This is a genomic window from Mycobacterium colombiense (assembly GCF_003284975.1).
Classification (GTDB): Bacteria; Actinomycetota; Actinomycetes; order Mycobacteriales; family Mycobacteriaceae; genus Mycobacterium; species Mycobacterium europaeum_A.
Map to the genome: position 1 here is coordinate 28,844 of NZ_QMEU01000016.1, position 18,324 is coordinate 47,167.

An 18,324-nucleotide genomic window follows, 5' to 3' on the forward strand; every position below is an offset into this window, starting at 1 on the left:
CAGTCCTACCCGGTTCGTCGCAGGACCATCACGTTGTCGGCCATCGTTCCGAGTTCCCCGTTCGGGCCGACCATTTCGCGCTCGACGGCCTCGGTCCGCAGCCTCGTCCACCGCGGCGCGTCGAGATCCAGCGACCCGAGGACCTCCTCGATCCCGGCGAAGTGGTGATCGTGATGCTCCGCCCATGGCGGGGGCGCGCCGTGGTCGACGATCAACAGCACGCCACCGCGATTCACCCGCTCGGCGGCCCGCTGCAGCACCCCGTCGCGTTCCAGCCGGGCCGGTGAGTGCAGATATTGCGCGGACACCAGGTCGAAGGTCCCGTCCGGGAAGCTTTCGTTGAGATCATGGCGCGCAAAGTGGATGTACGCGAGCAGATTCCGGGCCGACGCGGCCTCGGTCGCCCGGCGCAGCGCGGTGGCCGAGACGTCCACGGCCACCACCTGCCACCCGCGCTCGGCCAACCATAAGGCGTCGGCCCCCTCCCCGCAGCCCAGGTCGAGGGCCCGGCCCACCGGCAGGTCTGCGGCCACCTCGGCCAGCCGGGGATTGACCCGTCCGCTCCACACCCGCTCCGCCGAGCGGTAACGCTCCTCCCAAAATTGCACGGCATCATCAGGTTTGCACGAATTCTCCATACCGCGAGCTTGCCTACCCCGTGCCACATTTGCCAAGCTGAATTGCCATGCAGGCAAAAACCACCCCCGACATCGACCTCCTGGTGCGCCAGCGGCTTCGGGAACTGCGCGCGCAGCGCGGCCTGACGCTGCAGGAGGTCGGCGAGCGGGCCGGGATCGACGTCTCGACGCTCAGCCGTCTCGAATCCGGAAAGCGCCGGCTGGCGTTGGATCACCTACCCCGGCTGGCCGGCGCCCTGTCGGTCAGCACCGACGAACTGTTGCAGGCGCCACCGGCTCCCGACCCGCGGGTGCGCGGCGCCGCGCGCACCCACCACGGCGTCACCTATTGGCCGCTGACCCGGCAGGGCCCCGCCGGCGGCCTGCACGCCTTCAAGGTCCGGGTCAGCGCGCGGCGCCGCACCCCGCCCGCCGAGCTGCCGGTGCACGAGGGCCAGGACTGGATGTATGTGCTTTCCGGGCGGATGCGGCTCATTCTGGGCGAGCGCGACTTCACCATCGACCCCGGCCAGGCCGTCGAGTTCTCGACGTGGACGCCGCACTGGTTCGGCGTGGTGGACGGCCCGGTGGAGGCCATCGTCATCTTCGGCCCGCACGGCGAGCGGCTCCACCTGCACAGCTGATCGGCATCAGACCATTGCGCACGAGGTGTCCGGCGAACTCGAAACGGGGTAACCCCGGATATGGCCATGAACGTCGCCCACAAGCTCATCAGCTCGCACCTGGAATCCGGGGAGATGTTCCCGGGCGAAGAGATCGCGATCCGCATCGATCAGACGCTCACCCAGGATGCGACAGGCACGCTGGTGATGCAGGAGCTCGAGGCGCTCGAGCTCGACCGCGCCCGCACCGAGGTGAGCGTGCAGTATGTGGACCACAACCTGCTGCAGGGCGACGAGAAGAACGCCGAGGACCACGAGTATCTGCGTACCGCGGCCCAACGCTTCGGCCTGTGGTTCTCCAAACCGGGTAATGGAGTCTCGCACCCAACCCACATGCAGCGCTTCGGCATCCCCGGCAAGACAATGGTGGGCTCCGACTCCCACACCCCGGCAGCCGGATCCCTGGGCATGCTGGCGATTGGCGTCGGCGGTCTCGAGGTGGCGCTCGCCATAACCGGTCAACCGCTGCACATCCGCATGCCGGAGGTGTGGGGCGTGCGGCTCGAAGGCGAACTGCCCAAGTGGTGTTCGGCCAAAGACGTGATCCTGGAGATGCTGCGCCGCTATGACGTCAAAGGCGGGGTGAACCGGATCATCGAGTATCACGGGCCCGGCGTGACGACACTGACGGCAATGGACCGCCACGTCATCGCCAACATGGGGGCCGAACTCGGCGCGACGACGACGGTGTTTCCCTCCGACGAAGCAGTACGCGAATTCCTGCGCGCGGAGGGACGCGAGGACGACTGGACGGAGCTGCTGGCCGACGAAGGCGCGGGCTATGACGTCGAGGACACCATCGACCTGTCGCAGATCGAGCCGCTGATCGCCAAACCTTCGTCGCCGGGCAATGTGGTGCCGGTCCGCGAAGTGGCCGGAGAGGATATCGCCCAGGCGGTGATCGGTTCCAGCGCCAACCCCGGGCTGCGCGATTTCGCGATCGCGGCAGCAATGGTGGCGGGACGCCAGACCGCCCCACAGGTCAGCTTCGACATCAATCCCACGTCGCGCGAGATCCTGGCCGACCTGACCAAGATGGGCGCCACCCTGGAACTGGTGGTGGCCGGCGCGCGCATCCACCAGGCGGGTTGTTTGGGGTGCATCGGCATGGGCCAGGCTCCGGCCGTCGGGCGCAACTCGCTGCGCACGATGCCCCGCAACTTCCCCGGCCGGTCGGGCACCAAGGAAGATGCGGTCTGGCTGTGTTCGCCCGAGACCGCGGCGGCATCGGCGCTGACGGGCGTGATCACGGATCCGCGGGACTGGGCAGCAGAGGTGCAGATGGAGTATCCGAAACTCGATCTGCCCGAACACAATTCCGTCAATACCGCAATGCTGGTCCCCCCGCTGGACGCCGAGGAGGCGAAAAGTGTCGAACCGGTCAAGGGCCCCAACATCTCCAGCCTGCCCGAGTTGTCGCCGCTGCCGGACGAACTCGAGGCACCGGTGCTGCTCAAGGTCGGCGACAACGTGTCCACCGACGAGATCTCTCCGGCCGGCGTGCAGGCGCTTCCGCTTCGATCCAACATCCCGAAGCTGGCGATGTTCAGCTTCACCCGGATCGACGACTCCTACCCCGAGCGGGCCCAACAGGCCGGTGAGGGTGGGCACGTCATTGTCGCCGGGGAGAACTACGGCCAAGGCTCCTCACGTGAGCACGCCGCGATCGCACCGCGCTACCTCGGGTTGCGGGTCGTCGTCGCCAAGTCCTTCGCACGCATCCACTGGCAAAACCTGGCCAACTATGGAGTTTTGGCGCTCGAATTCGAAAATCCCGACGACTACGACTCGATCGACCAGGATGACACCCTCCGCTTCCAGGATCTGGACGCGATCGATAAAGAAGATGTCCTGCAGGTCGACAATGTCAGCAAGGAATCGTCATTCGCGGTGCGGCATCGACTGTCGCCACGGCAAGTCAAGGATGTGTTGGCCGGTGGCCTGATCCCGCGACTCAACCAAGAGCAGGGGTGACGTTTACAGGTACGCCGTCTGGTTGACCAGGCGCACCGAAGACGCTCCGTCGGAATAGAATTCGGCGATGCTCAGCGACGCGAGGTCGAGGTGCAACCGGTACAGGATGCCGGGCCCGGCGTCCAGCGCCTCGCGCAGCAGCATCTTGATGGGTGTCACGTGCGAGACCACCAGCACCGTCGTGCCCTGCTGGGCCGCGACGATCCGGTCACGAGCCGTCGACACCCGATCGGCCACCGCGTCGAAGCTCTCCCCGCCCGGCGGGGCGGTGCTGGTGTCACGCAGCCACCGGCCGTGCAGTTCGGGGTCGCGCTCGGCCGCCTCGGCGAACGTCAGCCCCTCCCAGGCCCCGAAGTCGGTCTCGATCAAGTCGTCGTCGACGGTGACGTCCAGCCCCAGCGCCTTGGCGGCGGCCGCCGCGGTGTCATAGGCCCGTTGCAACGGCGAGGCGAAGACCGCCGAAATGCCGCCGCGCTGCGCCAGATAACGCGCCGCCGCGTCGGCCTGCCGGCGCCCCAGCTCGGTCAGCGCCGGGTTACCGCGCCCCGAATAGCGCCGGTCCACCGACAGCTCGGTCTGGCCATGCCGCAGCAACAGCAGCCGGGTCGGGGTGCCACGCGCGCCGGTCCAGCCGGGCGCGGACGGGGACGGCGCCGCCACGGGCTCGGCCGGTTCGGGTTGCGGCGTCGGCTCAGGCTTTGGCGCCGGCTCGGGCGGTTCCGTCACAGCCTCGGCCGCGGCGTCCATCGCCTCGTTGGCCAACCGATCGGCGTGGGTGTTGCGCTCGCGGGGGATCCATGAGTAGCTGATCCGCGCGAACCGCGCCGCGCGGGTTCGGGCCTGGTTGTGCAGCTCGATCAGGTCGGGGTGCTTGACCTTCCACCGTCCGGACATCTGTTCCACCAGCAGCTTGGAATCCAGGTACACCGCGGCCTCGGTGGCGCCCAAATTCAGCGCGTCGTCCAAACCGGCTATCAGACCTCGGTATTCGGCAACGTTGTTGGTTGCCCGGCCGATGGCCCGCTTGGCCTCGGCGAGCACGGTCGTGCGGTCCTGGTCCCACACCACCGCGCCGTATCCGGCCGGTCCGGGGTTGCCGCGCGATCCACCGTCGGCCTCGATGATGACCTTCACTGATCAAAACCCTTGACCCGCAGCAGGATCGCACCGCATTCCGGGCAGCGCACCACCTCGTCCTCGGCGGCGGCCGAGATGCGGGACAGCTCGCCGCGGTCGATCTCGAGCCGGCAGGCCCCGCACCGACGGCCCAGCAGCTGCCCGGCGCCCGGGCCTCCCCCGGCACGCTGGCGTTCGTACAGGGCGGACAGCGCCGGATCCAGTGCGGCGCTCAGCGAGTCACGCCGCGACGACTGAAGCTCGCGGGCCTCGCTGAGCTCGGCGACCGCGGCATCGAGAGCCCCGCGCGCGCTGGCCATTTCGGCCTCCAGTGACGCCAGCGTCTGCTGCTCACCGTCGAGCTGGGATTGCAGCTCCTCGCGACGTTCCATCACCTCCAGCAGCGAGTCCTCCAGGCTGGTTTGACGACGCTGCAGGGTCTCCAGCTCGTGCTGGAGGTCCGAGAGTTGTTTGGCGTCGGTCGTTCCCGACTGCAGCAGCGAGCGGTCGCGGTCTTCGCGCTGGCGCACCGCGTCGATCTCCGCCTCGAGCCGCGCCACGTGGGCGTCGATGTCTTCCACGGCGATGCGCACGGCGGCCAGCCGGTCACCGGCGGCCTCGTATTCCGCCTGCAACCGCTCGCAGGCCTGTTGCTCCGGCAGATGCGTGGCCCGGTGTGCGATGCGGGACAGTTCGGCATCGAGTTTCGACAACTCGAGTAGGGAACGCTGCTGCGCCACTTCGGCTTTCATGAACTCTCATCCCCGTGCTCGACGTTCCAAGGGTCGGTGCGAATCGAGCTCACTCGCACGGGAAGCTCCGCACCGAAACGCGACCGCAGCAGGCCGGCGGCCTGTTCACACCAGGGGAATTCACTTGCCCAATGTGCCACATCGATCAAAGCCACCTCGGAGGCCCGCCGGTGCTCGTCGGCCGGGTGGTGCCGCAGATCGGCCGTCACGAAAGCCTGCACGCCCGCACGGGCCGCGGCGGCCAGCAACGAATCCCCGGCGCCGCCGCAGACGGCGACCCGCGAGACCGGCATGTCGGGGTCCCCCGCCGCCCGCACCCCCCACGAGGTGCGCGGCAGCGCCGAGCTCACGCGAAAGACGAAGTCGCGCAACGGTTCCGTACGCGCCAGCGTCGCGACGCGGCCCAGCCCGGTATCGCCGGGCGGGGGCACCAGCGCGAAGATGTCGAAGGCGGGCTCCTCGTAGGGATGGGCGGCGCGCATCGCCGCCAGCACCGCGGCCCGCGAACGAGCGGGCGCGACCACCTCGAACCGGTCTTCGGCCACCCGCTCGACATTGCCCACACTGCCCACCGCCGGTGCGGCGCCTTCGTGCGGCAGGAACTGCCCGATGCCGCCGACGCTCCAGCTGCAGTGCGAATAGTCACCGATATGTCCGGCGCCGGCCGCGAACACCGCCGCCCGCACCGCGTCGGCGTTCTCGGCGGGCACGTAGACCACCCACTTGTCCAGCTCGGGTGCGTCCGTCGCCGGCTCGAGCACGGCCTCGACGTCAAGGCCCAGGGCCGCGGCCAGCGCGTCGGACACTCCCGGGCAGGCGGAGTCGGCGTTGGTGTGTGCGGTGAACAGCGAGCGTCCGGTCCGGATCAGCCGGTGCACCAGCGCGCCCTTGGGGTTGCTGGCCGCCACGGTGTCCACGCCGCGCAACAGCAACGGGTGATGGGCCAGCAGCAGGCCGGCGTCGGGAACTTCGTCGACCACCTCCGGCGTGGCGTCGACCGCGACGGTCACCGACCGCAGCTCGTCGTTGGGGTCCCCGCACACCAGCCCCACCGAATCCCAGGACTCGGCCAGCCGCGGCGGGTAGGCCTCGTCGAGCACCGCGATGACGTCGGCCAGCTTCACGCTCACCGGTCAGCCCCCGCGATCGCCTGTACCAGCAACGGCCACTCGCGGCGCACCGCGGCGCGCAGGTACCGCTCGTCCAGGCCGACGAATGTGTCACAGCGACGGATGGCAATCCCCCTGTCATGCAGTCGTTTTCGTAATTGAACGGCCTCCGGCGTGCGGAACAGCACGAACGGAGCCGAACCGTCGACCACGTCGGCGCCCACCGAGGCCAGCCCGGCCACCATCTCGGCGCGCAGCTGCCCCAGTCGGGCCGCCCCGGCCGCCGCGTCGGCGACCGCCTGCCGGCCACAACACTGCGCGATGGCCGTCAGCTGCAACGTCCCCACCGGCCAGTGCGCCCGCTGGGCGGTCAGCCGCGCCAGCACCTCCGGGGAACCTAGCGCGTAGCCCACCCGCAGCCCGGCCAGCGCCCAGGTCTTGGTCAGGCTGCGCAGCACCAGCACGTCGGGCAGCGCGTCGCCGGCAAGCGATTCCGGCTCGCCGGGAATCGAGTCCGCGAACGCCTCGTCGACCACCAGGATCCGCCCGGGCCGGCGCAACGCCAGCAGTTGCTCGCGGGTGTGCAGCACCGAGGTGGGGTTGGTCGGATTCCCCACCACGACGAGGTCGGCGTCGTCGGGAACGATCGCGCCGGCCAAGCCGAACGGCGGCTCCAGCACCACGTGGTGCACCGGCACCCCGGCCGCGGTCAGCGCGACGGCCGGCTCGGTGAATGCCGGGGCGATGATCGCCGCCCGCTGCGGGCGCAGGTTGCCCAGCAGGGCGAACGCCTCGGCCACCCCGGCCAGCGGCAACACCTCGTCGCGGGTCCGGCCGTGTCGCTGGGCCGCGGCGTCCTGCGCCCGATGCGCGTCCTCTCGGCTCGGATAGCGCGCCAGGTCGGGCAGCCGCTCGGCCAGCCGGCGCAGCAGCCACTGCGGCGGTTGGCCGTGTCGAACGTTGACGGCGAAATCGAGCATCCCGGGCGCGACGGCCTGATCGCCGTGGTAGCGCGCCGCAGGCGGGCTCAGGTTCAGACTCGCCATCCGTGAAACACTAGTGCGCCGCGCGGGTCGCCCGGACGTACACCGGCATCACCGTCACGCCCGATCGCACCCATCGAGGACAATGGTGAGGTGACAGGCACAACGTCCGCCGATCCCCAGGCGCCAGGGGCGCAGCTGGTGATCTTCGATCTCGACGGCACCCTGACCGATTCCGCGGAGGGGATCGTCGCCAGCTTCCTGCATGCGCTGGACCACATCGGCGCGCCCGTGCCGCCCGGCGACCTGGTTGCCCAGATCGTCGGCCCGCCGATGGACGACACCTTTCGGGCCATGCAGCTGGGCGATGACACCGAGGAGGCGATCGCGGCCTTTCGCGCCGAGTACGGCTCCCGCGGCTGGGCGATGAACGCGCTCTTCGACGGGATCGAGGCGCTGCTGGCGGACTTGCGCGCCGCCGGTGTCCGGCTGGCCGTGGCCACCTCGAAGCTGGAAACGACGGCGCGGCGCATCCTCGCCCACTTCGGGCTCGACCAGCACTTCGAGGTGATCGCCGGCGCGAGTCCCGACGGGGCACGCAAGGCCAAGGTCGAGGTGCTGGCGCACGCCCTGTCGCAGCTCGAGCCGCTGCCCGAACGGGTGCTGATGGTCGGTGACCGCAGCCACGACGTGCACGGCGCGGCCGCGCACGGCATCGACACCGTGGTGGTCGGCTGGGGTTACGGCAAGGCCGACTTCGCGGACGCGTCGCCCGCGGCCGGCGTGCTGCACGCCTCGACCATCGACGAACTACGGAGGGCGCTGGGTGTCTGAGCGTGAACGGCTGCACGTGACGTTCGTGTGCACCGGCAACATCTGCCGTTCGGTGATGGCCGAGAAGATGTTCGCCGATCAGCTGCGCCGCCGCGGCCTGGCCGACGCGGTGCGGGTGAGCAGCGCCGGCACCGGGAATTGGCACGTCGGCGAGTGCGCCGACGAGCGCGCCGCCGACGTGCTGCGCGCCCATGGCTACAGCTGCGAGCACCGCGCCGCGCAGGTCGACGCCGAGCACCTGGGTGCCGATCTGGTGGTCGCCCTGGACCGCAACCACGCCCGAATGCTGCGGCACCTCGGCGCCGACGACGACCGCGTCCGGATGCTGCGGTCCTTCGATCCGCGCTCCGGCGCCCACACCCCCGACGTCGACGATCCCTACTACGGCGACGCACAAGACTTCGAACGCGTCTACGCCGTCATCGAGGCCGCGCTGCCCGGCCTGCATGACTGGGTCGATGAACGGCTCGCGCAGAACGGATCGCCGTGATGCGTCGGTTCGCCTTTCTGCTGCGTCCGGGCTGGATAGCGCTGGCGGTGGTGGTGGTCGCCTTCGCGTACCTGTGCTTCACGGTGCTCGCGCCCTGGCAGTTGGGTAAGCACAGCAGGACCTCGCAGGAGAACCATCAGATCGAATCCTCGCTGAACACCGCGCCTGTCCCATTGAAAACCCTGCTGCCACAGCAGAATTCGGCAGCCCCGGGCGCGCAGTGGCGCCAGGTCACCGCCACCGGGCACTACCTGGCCGACGTGCAGGTGCTGGCCCGCCTGCGGGTGATCGACTCGAAGCCGGCGTTCGAGGTGCTGGCGCCGTTCGTCGTCGACGGCGGGCCCACGGTGCTGGTCAACCGCGGCTACGTGCGGCCGCTGGAGGGGTCGCACGTCCCGCCCATCCCCCCGCCCCCGACGCAGACGGTGACCATCACAGCGCGGCTGCGCAACTCCGAGCCCGCCGCCGTGAACAAGGACCCGTTCGTGGGAGACGGTGTGCAGCAGGTGTATTCAATCGACACCGAACAGGTCGCGGTGCTCACCAGGGTCCCGCTGGCCGGGTCCTACCTGCAGTTAATCGACGGGCAGCCCGGCGGGCTCGGCGCGGTCGGCGTGCCCGCACTGGACGCCGGCCCGTTCCTGTCCTACGGCATCCAATGGATCGCGTTCGGCATCCTGGCCCCGATCGGGTTGGGCTATTTCGCCTACTCTGAGCTCCGGGCCCGCCGCCAGGAGAAGCAACAGCGGGCCGCCCCCGCCGCCGAGACGGCGCCCGCGCCGCAAACGGTGGAGGCCAAACTGGCCGACCGCTACGGCCGGCGGCGGTAGCCCGCCAGCGAAAGCGCCAGCTCGGCGAGCGCCGCGGCGCCCGCCTGCACCAGCGACGACAGCATCACCGCGCGCCGCAGGTCGGTCACCGTCGGTTCCCGGCCGTCGCCGAGTGTGGGCCGTATCTGCAGCTCATGGCGGTATTGGGTGGGACCGCCCAGGCGCACGCCCAGCGCCCCGGCGAAGGCCGCCTCGACGACGCCAGCGTTGGGGCTGGGATGACGGCCGGCGTCCCGGCGCCAGGCCCGCGCCGCACCGGACGGTGATCCGCCCACCAGGGGCGCCAACAGCACCGTCAGCGACGCGGTCGCCCGCGCGCCGACGTAGTTGCTGACGTCATCCAATCTCGCTGCAGCCCAACCGAATCGGAGATAGCGCGGCGAGCGATACCCGATCATCGAATCCAGGGTGTTGACGCCGCGATACACCAGCACCGCGGGCACCCCGCCGGCCGCCGCGCACAGCAGCGGCGCCACCTGGGCGTCGGAGGTGTTCTCGGCGATCGATTCCAGCGACGCGCGCGTCAGGCCCGCGGCGTCCAACGACGCCGGATCACGCCCACACAGCGACGGCAGCAGCCCGCGGGCGGCCTCGACGTCGCCGCGTTCCAGCAGCTCCGACATCTCTAGGCCGGTGCGCACCAGCGAGGTTCCCCCCACCGCCACCCAGGTGGCCGCGGCGGTCGCCGCGATCGACCACCCCCGGCCCCGACGCCCGGCGCCGCGTTGCACCGCCAGCCCGAGCAGGCCGACCGCCGAAATCAGCACGCCGACATGGACCGCGCCGGCAAGCCGGCTGTCGCGGTAGGTCACGCGTTCCAGCGCGGCGGCGGCTTGGCCGAACAGCGCGACCGGATGGCCCCGTCGCGGGTCGCCCAGCGCACGGTCGGCCAGGTAGCCGATCATCACGCCCGCGATCCGGGTCCGCGTCACAACCACCCCGGCAGCGTCTCACACTGAATCCATGAGGCCGTTGCGGCGACAAGTGCCCGACCGGATGTGGGGGCGACGAAGCATCGCTGGTCACCGGTGCCGCGCCGGCCACTCGGCCAGCGGCCCGATGGTCGGCGCACCCCGCAAAGCGGACTAGCGTAGCCAGCCATGACCTTTCCAGCGCTCAACCACGTCGCGGTCACGGTGCGCGACATCGCGATCAGCGGCCCGTGGTATCGCAGCCTGCTCGGCGCCGACCCGATCCTCGACGAGCACACTGACGCCGGCTTTCACCACCAGGTGTGGATGCTCGACGGCGGCACCATATTCGGCATTCACCAGCACGACCGACCGGCGCCCGACGAGCAGTTCAGCGAACACCGCGTCGGGCTCGACCACGTCGGCTTCGGCTGCGCCAGCCGCGCCGAGCTGGAAAACTGGGTCACCCGGCTGGGCAAGCTGGGCATCGAGCACGGCGGCATCGTGGATGCGCCCTATGGCTCGGGGTTGAGTTTTCGCGACCCCGACGGCATCGCGCTGGAGTTCTTCGCCCCGCCCGGCTGACCGGCTCAGCGCACCGTTGCGAAGAACGCGCGCAGGTCCTCGACGAACAGCTCCGGTTGTTCGAATGCCGCGAAATGCCCGCCGCGTGGCATGTCCGTCCAATGGGTGATGTTGTAGACCGGCTCGCACCAGCTGCGTGGCGCCTTGAGTAGCTCCCCGGGGAATGCCGCTACGCCCGTGGGCAATTCGACTCGATCGCCGCCGCCCCACACCGCGAAGCTCTCCCAGTACAGGCGGGCCGAGGACGCGGCGGTATTGGTCACCCAATAGACCATCACGTTGTCGAGCAGCTCGTCACGGCTGAGCGCATTCTCGGGGTGCCCGTGGCAATCTGCCCAGTCCCAGAACTTTTCGACGATCCAGGCCAGCTGCCCCACGGGCGAATCGGCCAGGCCGTAGCCCAGGGTTTGCGGCCGGGTGGACTGCTGCTTGGAATAGCCGGTGCCCCACTTTCGGTGATTGGCCAACCCGGCCAGCGCTCGCTGCTCCTCCTCGGTCGGGTTGGTCAGCGCCTCCTTGGTGGGCCGGCCGACCGGCATGTTGAGGTGGATCGCCACGCAGTGGCCGACATTGCGGCCGATTTGGGTCGTGACCGCGGCACCCCAGTCACCACCCTGGGCGCCGTAGCGGTCGTAGCCCAGGCGCAGCATCAGCGTTTCCCAGGCCTCGGCGATCCTTTCCACGCCCCAGCCGGTGTCGGTGGGTTTTCCGGAGAAGCCGTAGCCGGGCAGCGACGGACACACGACGTGGAAGGCGTCCTTGGCACGGCCGGACGCGGGGTTGGTCAACGGCTCGATCACCTTGTGAAACTCCACGATCGAGCCCGGCCAGCCGTGCGTGATCACCAGCGGGAAGGCGTCGGCGTGCGGCGAGCGCTGGTGGACGAAATGGATGTCCAGCCCGTCGATTTCGGTGGTGAACTGATCGAAGCGGTTGAGCGCGGCCTCCCGCGAGCGCCAGTCGTAGTCGTTGGCCCAGTAGTCGGCCAGGTCGCGGGTGTAGGCCAGCGGCACGCCCTGGCTCCAGTCGTCCACGCATTCGGCCTCGGGCCAGCGCGTGCGGGCCAGCCGCGCTCGCAAGTCGTCGAGGACCTCGTCGGAAACGTCGATGCGGAACGGTTTCACGCGTTCATAGTGCCGCTGACGGTGACACCGGCGACGCGCGGGGCCTTCCCCCGGCGAACCGGGCGCGCCTTGGCACGCGAGGATGTAGCCATGGAACCCAGGCTGGCCGCACGGGTGGAGCAGAGGCGGTCGATCCCGGTCCTCGTCTGGCGATTCGCCGAGCCGCGAATGTGCATCTCGTCGGGCCCGCTCGGCGGCGGTATCGGCGCTCGGGATTGGCTCGTCAACGCAACGGTCCCATTGGATTACGACCGGACCGACCCGGAACACCACCTGACCGAGATCGGCGCCGCGCTCGGGCTGGACGGCGCCGGGTGCGGGTTGCTCACCGCGGTCGACGTGACCCGCCACCACCTCGCCGCGGACGGCGGCGTGCATGCGACGGCGACCGTCGGGCTCTCCAGCCCCGCCTGGGCCGCGGCGCCCGATCACCACTTCCGCCGCGAGGCGCCGTACCGGGTGGGCACGATCAACATCGTCGTCGCGGTGCCGGTGCGGCTCTCCGAGGCGGCGCTGGTCAACGCCGTCGCCACCGCCACGGAGGCGAAGGTGCAGGCGTTGCACGAGGCCGGGATACGCGCCACCGGCACCGCCTCGGACGCGGTCGTCGTGCACTGCTCCAGCGACGGGGCGGCGGAGCCGTTCGGTGGGCCACGGTCGACGTTCGGCGCCCGGATCGCCCGAGCGGTGCACGCCGCCGTGCACGCGGGCAGCCGGTCCTGGCTGTCGGGGCACGCGCCCCGGCCCGACTGGGCTTAGCGGTCGTAACTGCCCGCCGGCGATTGTCGCGCCCGCGCTGGGGGTATCGCTGCCCCATGGCAACGACGACGGCGCCCCGAGTACTGGTGGTGGTGTCCGCGGCCGACCGGATTCCGCTACGGAACGGCCGCAGCGAGCTGACCGGCACCTACCTCGGTGAGCTGATCGAACCGACCGACGCGATGCGTCGGGCCGGCTTCGAGCTTGCGTTCGCCACCCCGGGCGCGCGGGCGCCGGCCATCGATGGCACCTCGTGCAGCCTGATGTACTTCGCCGGCTCCCGGAAAAGGCGTGACGCCGCCCTGAGCAGCTATCGCGAGCTGCTCGAACTCGGCCTGGCCGCCCCGGCCAAACTCGAAGAGATCAGCCACGACGCCCAGCGCCTGGACGGCTTTGACGCCATGTTCGTGCCGGGCGGCCATGCGCCCTTGGTCGACCTGCTGCACCGCGACGCCTTTGCCGACGACTCGCTCAACGACGACTTCGGCGCGCTGGTCCGGCACTTCCACGACGCCCGGCGCCCCACCGGCCTGATCTGTCACGCTCCTGCCGCGCTCGCCGCGGCGCCCACCATCGACGGTCGCTGGACCTATGCGGATTACCGGATGACCTGCTTCAAGACCGGCGTCGACACGATGTTGTCGACGGTCCCGTTAGCGCGCCGCTTCAAGGGGCGCCTGAAGGATGACCCGACCGAACTGTTGAGGTCTCGCGGCGCCCACGTCGAACAGACGGTCCTGCCGATGGGCAGCAAGGTCGTCGAGGATCGCGAGCTGATCACCGGCCAGGACCCCTACTCGGCCAAGGCGTTCGGAGCCGCCTTCGTCAACAAGGTCCGCGCCGCACGCGCCTGACGCGTATGTGCCGCCGGCCAAATCGCGTGGGCGCGGACGGTATCGAACCGCCGACCGCTGGTGTGTAAAACCAGAGCTCTACCACTGAGCTACGCGCCCGTTGCTGCGGGCAGGCTACCCGCCCGACGGCCAACTCCCCAAAATCAGGCCCTCTCAGGACCGCAACGCCGCCAGGGCGTCGGTCCAGAGCCGCTGGTCGCGCGACTCGCCCGGCTGCTTCATCTCGGCGAAGCGGATGATCCCGGACCGGTCGACCACGAAAGTCCCGCGGTTGGAGTAGCCGGCGTCCTCGTTGAACACGCCATAGCTCTGGCTGACCGCACCGTGCGGCCAGAAGTCCGACAGCACCGGAAAGGTGAAGCCGCTGTCCAGCGCCCAGACCCGGTGCGTGGGCGGCGGTCCCACCGAGATGGCCAGCGTGGCGCTGTCGTCGTTCTCGAAATCGGGCAGATGGTCACGCAACTGATCCAGCTCGCCCTGGCAGATCCCGGTGAACGCCAGCGGGAAGAACACCAGCAGCACGTTCTTGGCGTTCCGGTAGGAGCTCAGCGTGACTCGCTGCTGGTTCTGGTCGCGCAATGTGAAATCCGGGGCGGGGGTGCCGACGGACAGCATCAACGCTTCCCGGCCCGGGATTTGGGCTGTACCAACCGGCTGGCGCTCCAGTCGCCCAGGTTCACCGACGAGGTCGGCATCAAACCGGCGGTGGGTGCGGCCTCGGCGATTTCGGCGGGCAGAACGTGGCCCGGCTTGCCGGTCTTCGGGGTCAGCACCCAGATCACGCCGTCTTCGGCCAGCGCAGTGATCGCGTCCATCAGGGTGTCCACCAGGTCGCCGTCACCGTCTCGCCACCACAGCAGTACGACGTCGACTACCTCGTCGGTGTCCTCGTCGAGTAGGTCACTGCCGCAGGCTTCCTCGACCGCGGCGCGGATCTCGTCATCGGTGTCTTCGTCCCAGCCCCACTCCTGGACAACATGGTCGGGTTGGATGCCCAGTTTGCGAGCGTAGCTCGGGGCGTGATCCGCCGCGACCACCGTGGAGCCTCCTTCAACGTCCGAACGCTGTGCGATTCGCGATTATCGTCGCACAGCCAGAACTCGGTCCATACTTCCGCATCATCAGGTTGCCAGGCACAGTTTTACTGCGTTCTTTTTCGTGTCGTTGAGTTGGTCGACCCGTTTGTTGAATTCCGACGTCCCCGCGTGCGTCCCAATGGCGTTGGCCACGGCGCGGGCGGCGTCGATGTAGGCGTTGAACGCGTCCTTGATCTGCTGCGACATCGCGTCGCTGAAGCTGTTGCCCACCGTGGTGGCGCTGTCGTTGAGGGCGTCGATGGCCGGGCCCTCGGTCGGTCCGGTGCCCCGGCCCGCGTTGAACGCCTTGACGAATTCGTTGGTCTTGTCGATCGCGTTCTTGCTGGTGGTGATCAGTGTGGCGCAGGCGGTGCGAACCGCCTTGGTGGTCAGCGATTGCTGCCGCTGGGATTCGCGGACGCTCGACGTCGCCGACGACGCGGACACCGACGCCGACACCGACTGCCGGTAGGCCGGAGCCACCTTGGTGTCGGGCGTTGCCGTGCCGTTGGTGACGGAGGTGCATCCCACGATGCCCATCAGCGCCACCGCGAGACAACCGAGGGCCAAAGCCCCGCGCCGGGGGAAGTCCCCCACCTGCGTCTGAGGGACGGCACGCCACCGGATGAGCACAAGGCTGACGTTACCGGGTGACCCCTGTGCTTGCCCCAGACCCGCCGGACTTGGTGTTCGCCGGCTGACGCCCAGCCGGCTACCCGACGTCGGCTATCCGCGCGCAACGCCGGTGCGGCACGATGGTGGGCAGGGTGCGACCCACCCGTTACGGCACACATTCCGCCAACAACAGGAGTAGTGCGTTGACAACTGAGTTCGTGCGCCACGATCTGGCCACAAACCCCAACGGCGCAACCGAACCCGACCGCGTTCGGGTGATCCGCGAGGGGGTGGCCTCCTACCTTCCCGACATCGATCCCGAAGAGACGTCGGAGTGGCTGGAGTCCTTCGATGAACTGCTGGAGCGCTCCGGCCCGTCGCGGGCGCGTTACCTGATGCTGCGATTGCTGGAGCGGGCCGGCGAGCAGCGCGTCGCCATCCCGTCGCTGACCTCCACCGACTACGTCAACACGATTCCGACCGAGCTGGAGCCGTGGTTCCCCGGCGACGAGGACGTCGAGCGGCGCTACCGGGCGTGGATCCGGTGGAACGCCGCGATCATGGTGCACCGCGCCCAGCGCCCGGGAGTCGGTGTGGGCGGGCATATTTCGACCTACGCCTCGTCCGCGGCGCTGTACGAGGTCGGCTTCAACCACTTCTTCCGCGGCAAATCGCACCCCGGCGGCGGCGACCAGGTGTTCATTCAGGGCCACGCGTCGCCGGGCATTTACGCGCGCGCCTTCCTGGAGGGCCGGCTCACCGCCGACCGGATGGACGGCTTCCGGCAGGAGCACAGCCACGCCGCCGGCGGGCTGCCCTCCTACCCGCACCCGCGGCTGATGCCCGACTTCTGGGAATTCCCCACGGTGTCGATGGGTCTGGGCCCGCTCAACGCCATCTACCAGGCGCGGTTCAACCACTACCTGCACGACCGCGGCATCAAGGACACCTCCGACCAGCACGTGTGGTGCTTTTTGGGTGACGGCGAGATGGACGAGCCCGAAAGCCGCGGCCTGGCGCACGTCGCGGCGCTGGAGGGCCTGGACAACCTGACGTTCGTCGTCAACTGCAACCTGCAGCGCCTCGACGGCCCGGTGCGCGGCAACGGCAAGATCATCCAGGAGCTGGAGTCGTTCTTCCGCGGCGCCGGCTGGAACGTCATCAAGGTGGTCTGGGGCCGCGAATGGGACGCCCTGCTGCACGCCGACCGCGACGGCGCGTTGGTGAACCTGATGAACACCACCCCGGACGGGGACTACCAGACGTACAAGGCCAACGACGGCGCCTACGTGCGCGACCACTTCTTCGGCCGCGATCCGCGCACCAAGGCCCTCGTGGAGAACATGAGCGATTCCGAAATCTGGAACCTCAAGCGCGGCGGCCACGACTATCGCAAGGTCTACGCCGCCTATCGCGCCGCCGTCGACCACAAGGGTCAGCCCACGGTGATCCTGGCCAAGACCATCAAGGGCTACTCGCTGGGTGCGCATTTCCAGGGCCGCAACGCGACGCATCAGATGAAAAAGCTTGCGCTGCAAGATCTTAAGGACTTCCGCGACGCGATCCGGATTCCGATCAGCGACGCGCAGCTCGAAGAGGACCCCTACCTGCCGCCCTACTACCACCCCGGCTCGGACGCCGAGGAGATCCGCTACATGGTCGACCGCCGGCGCACCCTCGGCGGGTTCTTGCCCGAGCGGCGGACGAAGGCCAAGGCGTTGCGGCTGCCCGGGCGCGAGACCTACGCCGCGCTGAAGAAGGGGTCGGGAACCCAGGAGGTCGCCACCACCATGGCGACGGTGCGGACCTTCAAAGAAGTGTTGCGGGACAAAGAAGTTGGACCGCGGATCGTGCCGATCATTCCCGACGAGGCGCGCACCTTCGGCATGGACTCGTGGTTCCCGTCGTTGAAGATCTACAACCGCAACGGCCAGCTGTACACCGCCGTGGACGCCGAGCTGATGCTGGCCTATAAGGAAAGCGAAGCGGGGCACATCCTGCACGAGGGCATCAACGAAGCCGGGTCCGTGGGATCGTTCATCGCGGCGGGCACGTCGTATGCCACCCACAACGAGCCGATGATCCCGATCTACATCTTCTATTCGATGTTCGGCTTCCAGCGCACCGGCGACGGATTGTGGGCCGCCGCAGACCAAATGGCGCGCGGGTTCTTGCTCGGAGCCACCGCGGGGCGCACCACGCTGACCGGCGAAGGGCTGCAACACGCCGACGGTCACTCGCTGCTGCTGGCCAGCACCAACCCCGCGGTGGTCGCCTACGACCCGGCCTTCGCCTACGAAATCGCCTACATCGTGGAAAGCGGGCTGGCGCGGATGTTCGGGGACAACCCGGAGGACGTGTTCTTCTACATCACCATCTACAACGAGCCGTACGTGCAGCCGCCCGAGCCGGAGAACTTCGATCCCGAGGGCGTCTTGCGGGGCCTCTACCGCTACCACGTCGCCACCGAACAGCGGGCCAACAAGGCGCAGATCCTGGCCTCGGGGGTGGCGATGCCCTCGGCGCTGAAGGCGGCCGAGATGCTGGCCGCGGAGTGGGACGTTGCCGCCGACGTGTGGTCGGTGACCAGTTGGGGCGAGCTGAACCGCGACGGCGTGGCCGTCGACAGGGCGAGGCTGCGGCACCCGGAGCGGCCGGCCGGTGTCCCGTACGTCACCCAGGCGCTGTCGAACATCAGCGGCCCGGTGGTCGCCGTCTCGGACTGGATGCGCGCCGTCCCCGAGCAGATCCGGCCCTGGGTGCCGGGCACCTTCGTCACCCTGGGCACCGACGGGTTCGGCTTCTCCGACACCCGGCCGGCGGCGCGGCGGTACTTCAACACCGACGCCGAGTCGCAGGTGGTCGCGGTGCTCGAGGCGCTGGCGCGCGACGGCGAGATCGACCCGTCGGTGCCGGCCGCGGCCGCCCGCCAGTACAAAATCGACGATGTGCAGGCTGCCCCGGAACAGACCTCCGACCCCGGGGTGGCCTGACTCTGCCTGTAACTCGCAG

Annotated in this window: 19 protein-coding genes and 1 tRNA gene; 9 read left to right on the forward strand and 11 right to left on the reverse strand. The window is 69.3% G+C overall.

The annotated features are described in order from the left end of the window. Window positions 1-5: 5 nt before the first annotated feature. Window positions 6-638 carry a class I SAM-dependent methyltransferase gene (locus DQP58_RS08300; RefSeq protein WP_112707957.1) on the reverse strand — a complete coding sequence of 211 codons (633 nt, stop codon included), beginning with the start codon at window positions 636-638 and terminating at the stop codon, window positions 6-8. Between the two features lie 47 nt (window positions 639-685). Between DQP58_RS08300 and DQP58_RS08305 the strand changes: the two genes are divergently transcribed. Together DQP58_RS08305 and DQP58_RS08310 are read left to right on the forward strand one after the other, a co-directional pair. Continuing rightward, window positions 686-1,261, forward strand: coding sequence for a helix-turn-helix domain-containing protein (locus DQP58_RS08305; protein WP_112707958.1), 576 nt, complete (start codon window positions 686-688; stop codon window positions 1,259-1,261). A 60-nt stretch (window positions 1,262-1,321) separates the two neighbouring features. After that, complete coding sequence (locus tag DQP58_RS08310; RefSeq protein WP_112707959.1) at window positions 1,322-3,274, forward strand: aconitate hydratase; 1,953 nt, start codon at window positions 1,322-1,324, stop codon at window positions 3,272-3,274. A 3-nt stretch (window positions 3,275-3,277) separates the two neighbouring features. Here the strand turns inward: DQP58_RS08310 and DQP58_RS08315 are convergent, their stop codons facing one another. From DQP58_RS08315 to cobC, 4 genes are read right to left on the reverse strand one after another with little or no spacing between them, the layout of a single operon-like run. Then, window positions 3,278-4,408 carry a bifunctional RNase H/acid phosphatase gene (locus tag DQP58_RS08315; RefSeq protein ID WP_112707960.1) on the reverse strand — a complete coding sequence of 377 codons (1,131 nt, stop codon included), beginning with the start codon at window positions 4,406-4,408 and terminating at the stop codon, window positions 3,278-3,280. Continuing rightward, entirely contained in the window at window positions 4,405-5,142 is a 738-nt protein-coding gene (locus DQP58_RS08320; RefSeq protein WP_112707961.1) for a zinc ribbon domain-containing protein, read from the reverse strand. The genes DQP58_RS08315 and DQP58_RS08320 overlap by 4 nt, the downstream gene beginning before the upstream one ends. Next, entirely contained in the window at window positions 5,139-6,272 is a 1,134-nt protein-coding gene (locus tag DQP58_RS08325) for a Nif3-like dinuclear metal center hexameric protein (protein ID WP_112707962.1), read from the reverse strand. The genes DQP58_RS08320 and DQP58_RS08325 overlap by 4 nt, the downstream gene beginning before the upstream one ends. After that, window positions 6,269-7,297: an Rv2231c family pyridoxal phosphate-dependent protein CobC gene (cobC, locus tag DQP58_RS08330; RefSeq protein WP_112707963.1), complete on the reverse strand. Its 1,029-nt coding sequence runs from the start codon at window positions 7,295-7,297 to the stop codon at window positions 6,269-6,271. Before cobC ends, DQP58_RS08325 begins: the two co-directional genes overlap by 4 nt. A 90-nt stretch (window positions 7,298-7,387) precedes the next feature. Between cobC and DQP58_RS08335 the strand changes: the two genes are divergently transcribed. Genes DQP58_RS08335 through DQP58_RS08345 form a run of 3 tightly spaced genes read left to right on the forward strand, consistent with a single transcriptional unit; the run spans window position 7,388 to window position 9,388 of the window. Further along, window positions 7,388-8,068: an HAD-IA family hydrolase gene (locus DQP58_RS08335; RefSeq protein WP_205869374.1), complete on the forward strand. Its 681-nt coding sequence runs from the start codon at window positions 7,388-7,390 to the stop codon at window positions 8,066-8,068. After that, the gene (locus tag DQP58_RS08340) at window positions 8,061-8,558 is read left to right on the forward strand and encodes a low molecular weight protein-tyrosine-phosphatase (protein WP_112707965.1); all 498 of its coding nucleotides are present in this window, start codon (window positions 8,061-8,063) and stop codon (window positions 8,556-8,558) included. The genes DQP58_RS08335 and DQP58_RS08340 overlap by 8 nt, the downstream gene beginning before the upstream one ends. Beyond that, window positions 8,558-9,388 (forward strand): SURF1 family cytochrome oxidase biogenesis protein, encoded by an 831-nt coding sequence (locus DQP58_RS08345; protein WP_112707966.1) that lies wholly within the window; start codon window positions 8,558-8,560, stop codon window positions 9,386-9,388. Before DQP58_RS08340 ends, DQP58_RS08345 begins: the two co-directional genes overlap by 1 nt. On the opposite strand, the gene DQP58_RS08350 is transcribed toward DQP58_RS08345, so the two are convergent. Further along, window positions 9,370-10,326, reverse strand: a complete 957-nt coding sequence (locus DQP58_RS08350) for a cobalamin biosynthesis protein (RefSeq protein WP_112707967.1) — start codon at window positions 10,324-10,326, stop codon at window positions 9,370-9,372. The two genes, DQP58_RS08345 and DQP58_RS08350, sit on opposite strands and share 19 nt — an antisense overlap. A 162-nt stretch (window positions 10,327-10,488) precedes the next feature. On the opposite strand from DQP58_RS08350, the gene DQP58_RS08355 reads away from it, so the two are divergent. Then, the gene (locus tag DQP58_RS08355; RefSeq protein WP_112707968.1) at window positions 10,489-10,884 is read left to right on the forward strand and encodes a VOC family protein; all 396 of its coding nucleotides are present in this window, start codon (window positions 10,489-10,491) and stop codon (window positions 10,882-10,884) included. Between the two features lie 5 nt (window positions 10,885-10,889). On the opposite strand, the gene DQP58_RS08360 is transcribed toward DQP58_RS08355, so the two are convergent. Then, window positions 10,890-12,008: an epoxide hydrolase family protein gene (locus tag DQP58_RS08360; RefSeq protein WP_112707969.1), complete on the reverse strand. Its 1,119-nt coding sequence runs from the start codon at window positions 12,006-12,008 to the stop codon at window positions 10,890-10,892. Between the two features lie 114 nt (window positions 12,009-12,122). Here DQP58_RS08360 and DQP58_RS08365 point away from each other — a divergent pair, with 114 nt between their 5' ends. Beyond that, complete coding sequence (locus DQP58_RS08365; protein WP_112707997.1) at window positions 12,123-12,767, forward strand: adenosylcobinamide amidohydrolase; 645 nt, start codon at window positions 12,123-12,125, stop codon at window positions 12,765-12,767. Between the two features lie 56 nt (window positions 12,768-12,823). Next, entirely contained in the window at window positions 12,824-13,621 is a 798-nt protein-coding gene (locus tag DQP58_RS08370) for a DJ-1/PfpI family protein (RefSeq protein WP_112707970.1), read from the forward strand. Between the two features lie 27 nt (window positions 13,622-13,648). Here the strand turns inward: DQP58_RS08370 and DQP58_RS08375 are convergent. The 4 genes from DQP58_RS08375 to DQP58_RS08390 all read right to left on the reverse strand — a co-directional run bounded on the left by DQP58_RS08375 (window position 13,649) and on the right by DQP58_RS08390 (window position 15,330). After that, a tRNA-Val gene (locus DQP58_RS08375) sits at window positions 13,649-13,720 on the reverse strand. 54 nt (window positions 13,721-13,774) lie between these two features. Then, window positions 13,775-14,236 carry a peroxiredoxin gene (locus DQP58_RS08380; protein ID WP_112707971.1) on the reverse strand — a complete coding sequence of 154 codons (462 nt, stop codon included), beginning with the start codon at window positions 14,234-14,236 and terminating at the stop codon, window positions 13,775-13,777. After that, window positions 14,236-14,658 (reverse strand): DUF3052 domain-containing protein, encoded by a 423-nt coding sequence (locus DQP58_RS08385; protein WP_066862735.1) that lies wholly within the window; start codon window positions 14,656-14,658, stop codon window positions 14,236-14,238. Before DQP58_RS08385 ends, DQP58_RS08380 begins: the two co-directional genes overlap by 1 nt. Window positions 14,659-14,742: 84 nt before the next feature. Continuing rightward, window positions 14,743-15,330, reverse strand: a complete 588-nt coding sequence (locus tag DQP58_RS08390; RefSeq protein ID WP_066862732.1) for a hypothetical protein — start codon at window positions 15,328-15,330, stop codon at window positions 14,743-14,745. Between the two features lie 185 nt (window positions 15,331-15,515). Here DQP58_RS08390 and aceE point away from each other — a divergent pair, with 185 nt between their 5' ends. Beyond that, window positions 15,516-18,305, forward strand: a complete 2,790-nt coding sequence (gene aceE, locus DQP58_RS08395; protein WP_112707972.1) for a pyruvate dehydrogenase (acetyl-transferring), homodimeric type — start codon at window positions 15,516-15,518, stop codon at window positions 18,303-18,305. Window positions 18,306-18,324 lie beyond the last annotated feature (19 nt).

Bases quoted from the DNA above. Each gene is read 5' to 3' on its own strand.
- cobC (WP_112707963.1), bottom strand. From the start codon at position 7,297: ATGGCGAGTCTGAACCTGAGCCCGCCTGCGGCGCGCTACCACGGCGAT.
- DQP58_RS08345 (WP_112707966.1), top strand. From the start codon at position 8,558: ATGCGTCGGTTCGCCTTTCTGCTGCGTCCGGGCTGGATAGCGCTGGCG.
- DQP58_RS08305 (WP_112707958.1), top strand. From the start codon at position 686: ATGCAGGCAAAAACCACCCCCGACATCGACCTCCTGGTGCGCCAGCGG.
- DQP58_RS08380 (WP_112707971.1), bottom strand. From the start codon at position 14,236: ATGCTGTCCGTCGGCACCCCCGCCCCGGATTTCACATTGCGCGACCAG.
- DQP58_RS08300 (WP_112707957.1), bottom strand. From the start codon at position 638: ATGGAGAATTCGTGCAAACCTGATGATGCCGTGCAATTTTGGGAGGAG.
- DQP58_RS08355 (WP_112707968.1), top strand. From the start codon at position 10,489: ATGACCTTTCCAGCGCTCAACCACGTCGCGGTCACGGTGCGCGACATC.
- DQP58_RS08310 (WP_112707959.1), top strand. From the start codon at position 1,322: ATGGCCATGAACGTCGCCCACAAGCTCATCAGCTCGCACCTGGAATCC.
- DQP58_RS08370 (WP_112707970.1), top strand. From the start codon at position 12,824: ATGGCAACGACGACGGCGCCCCGAGTACTGGTGGTGGTGTCCGCGGCC.
- DQP58_RS08320 (WP_112707961.1), bottom strand. From the start codon at position 5,142: ATGAAAGCCGAAGTGGCGCAGCAGCGTTCCCTACTCGAGTTGTCGAAA.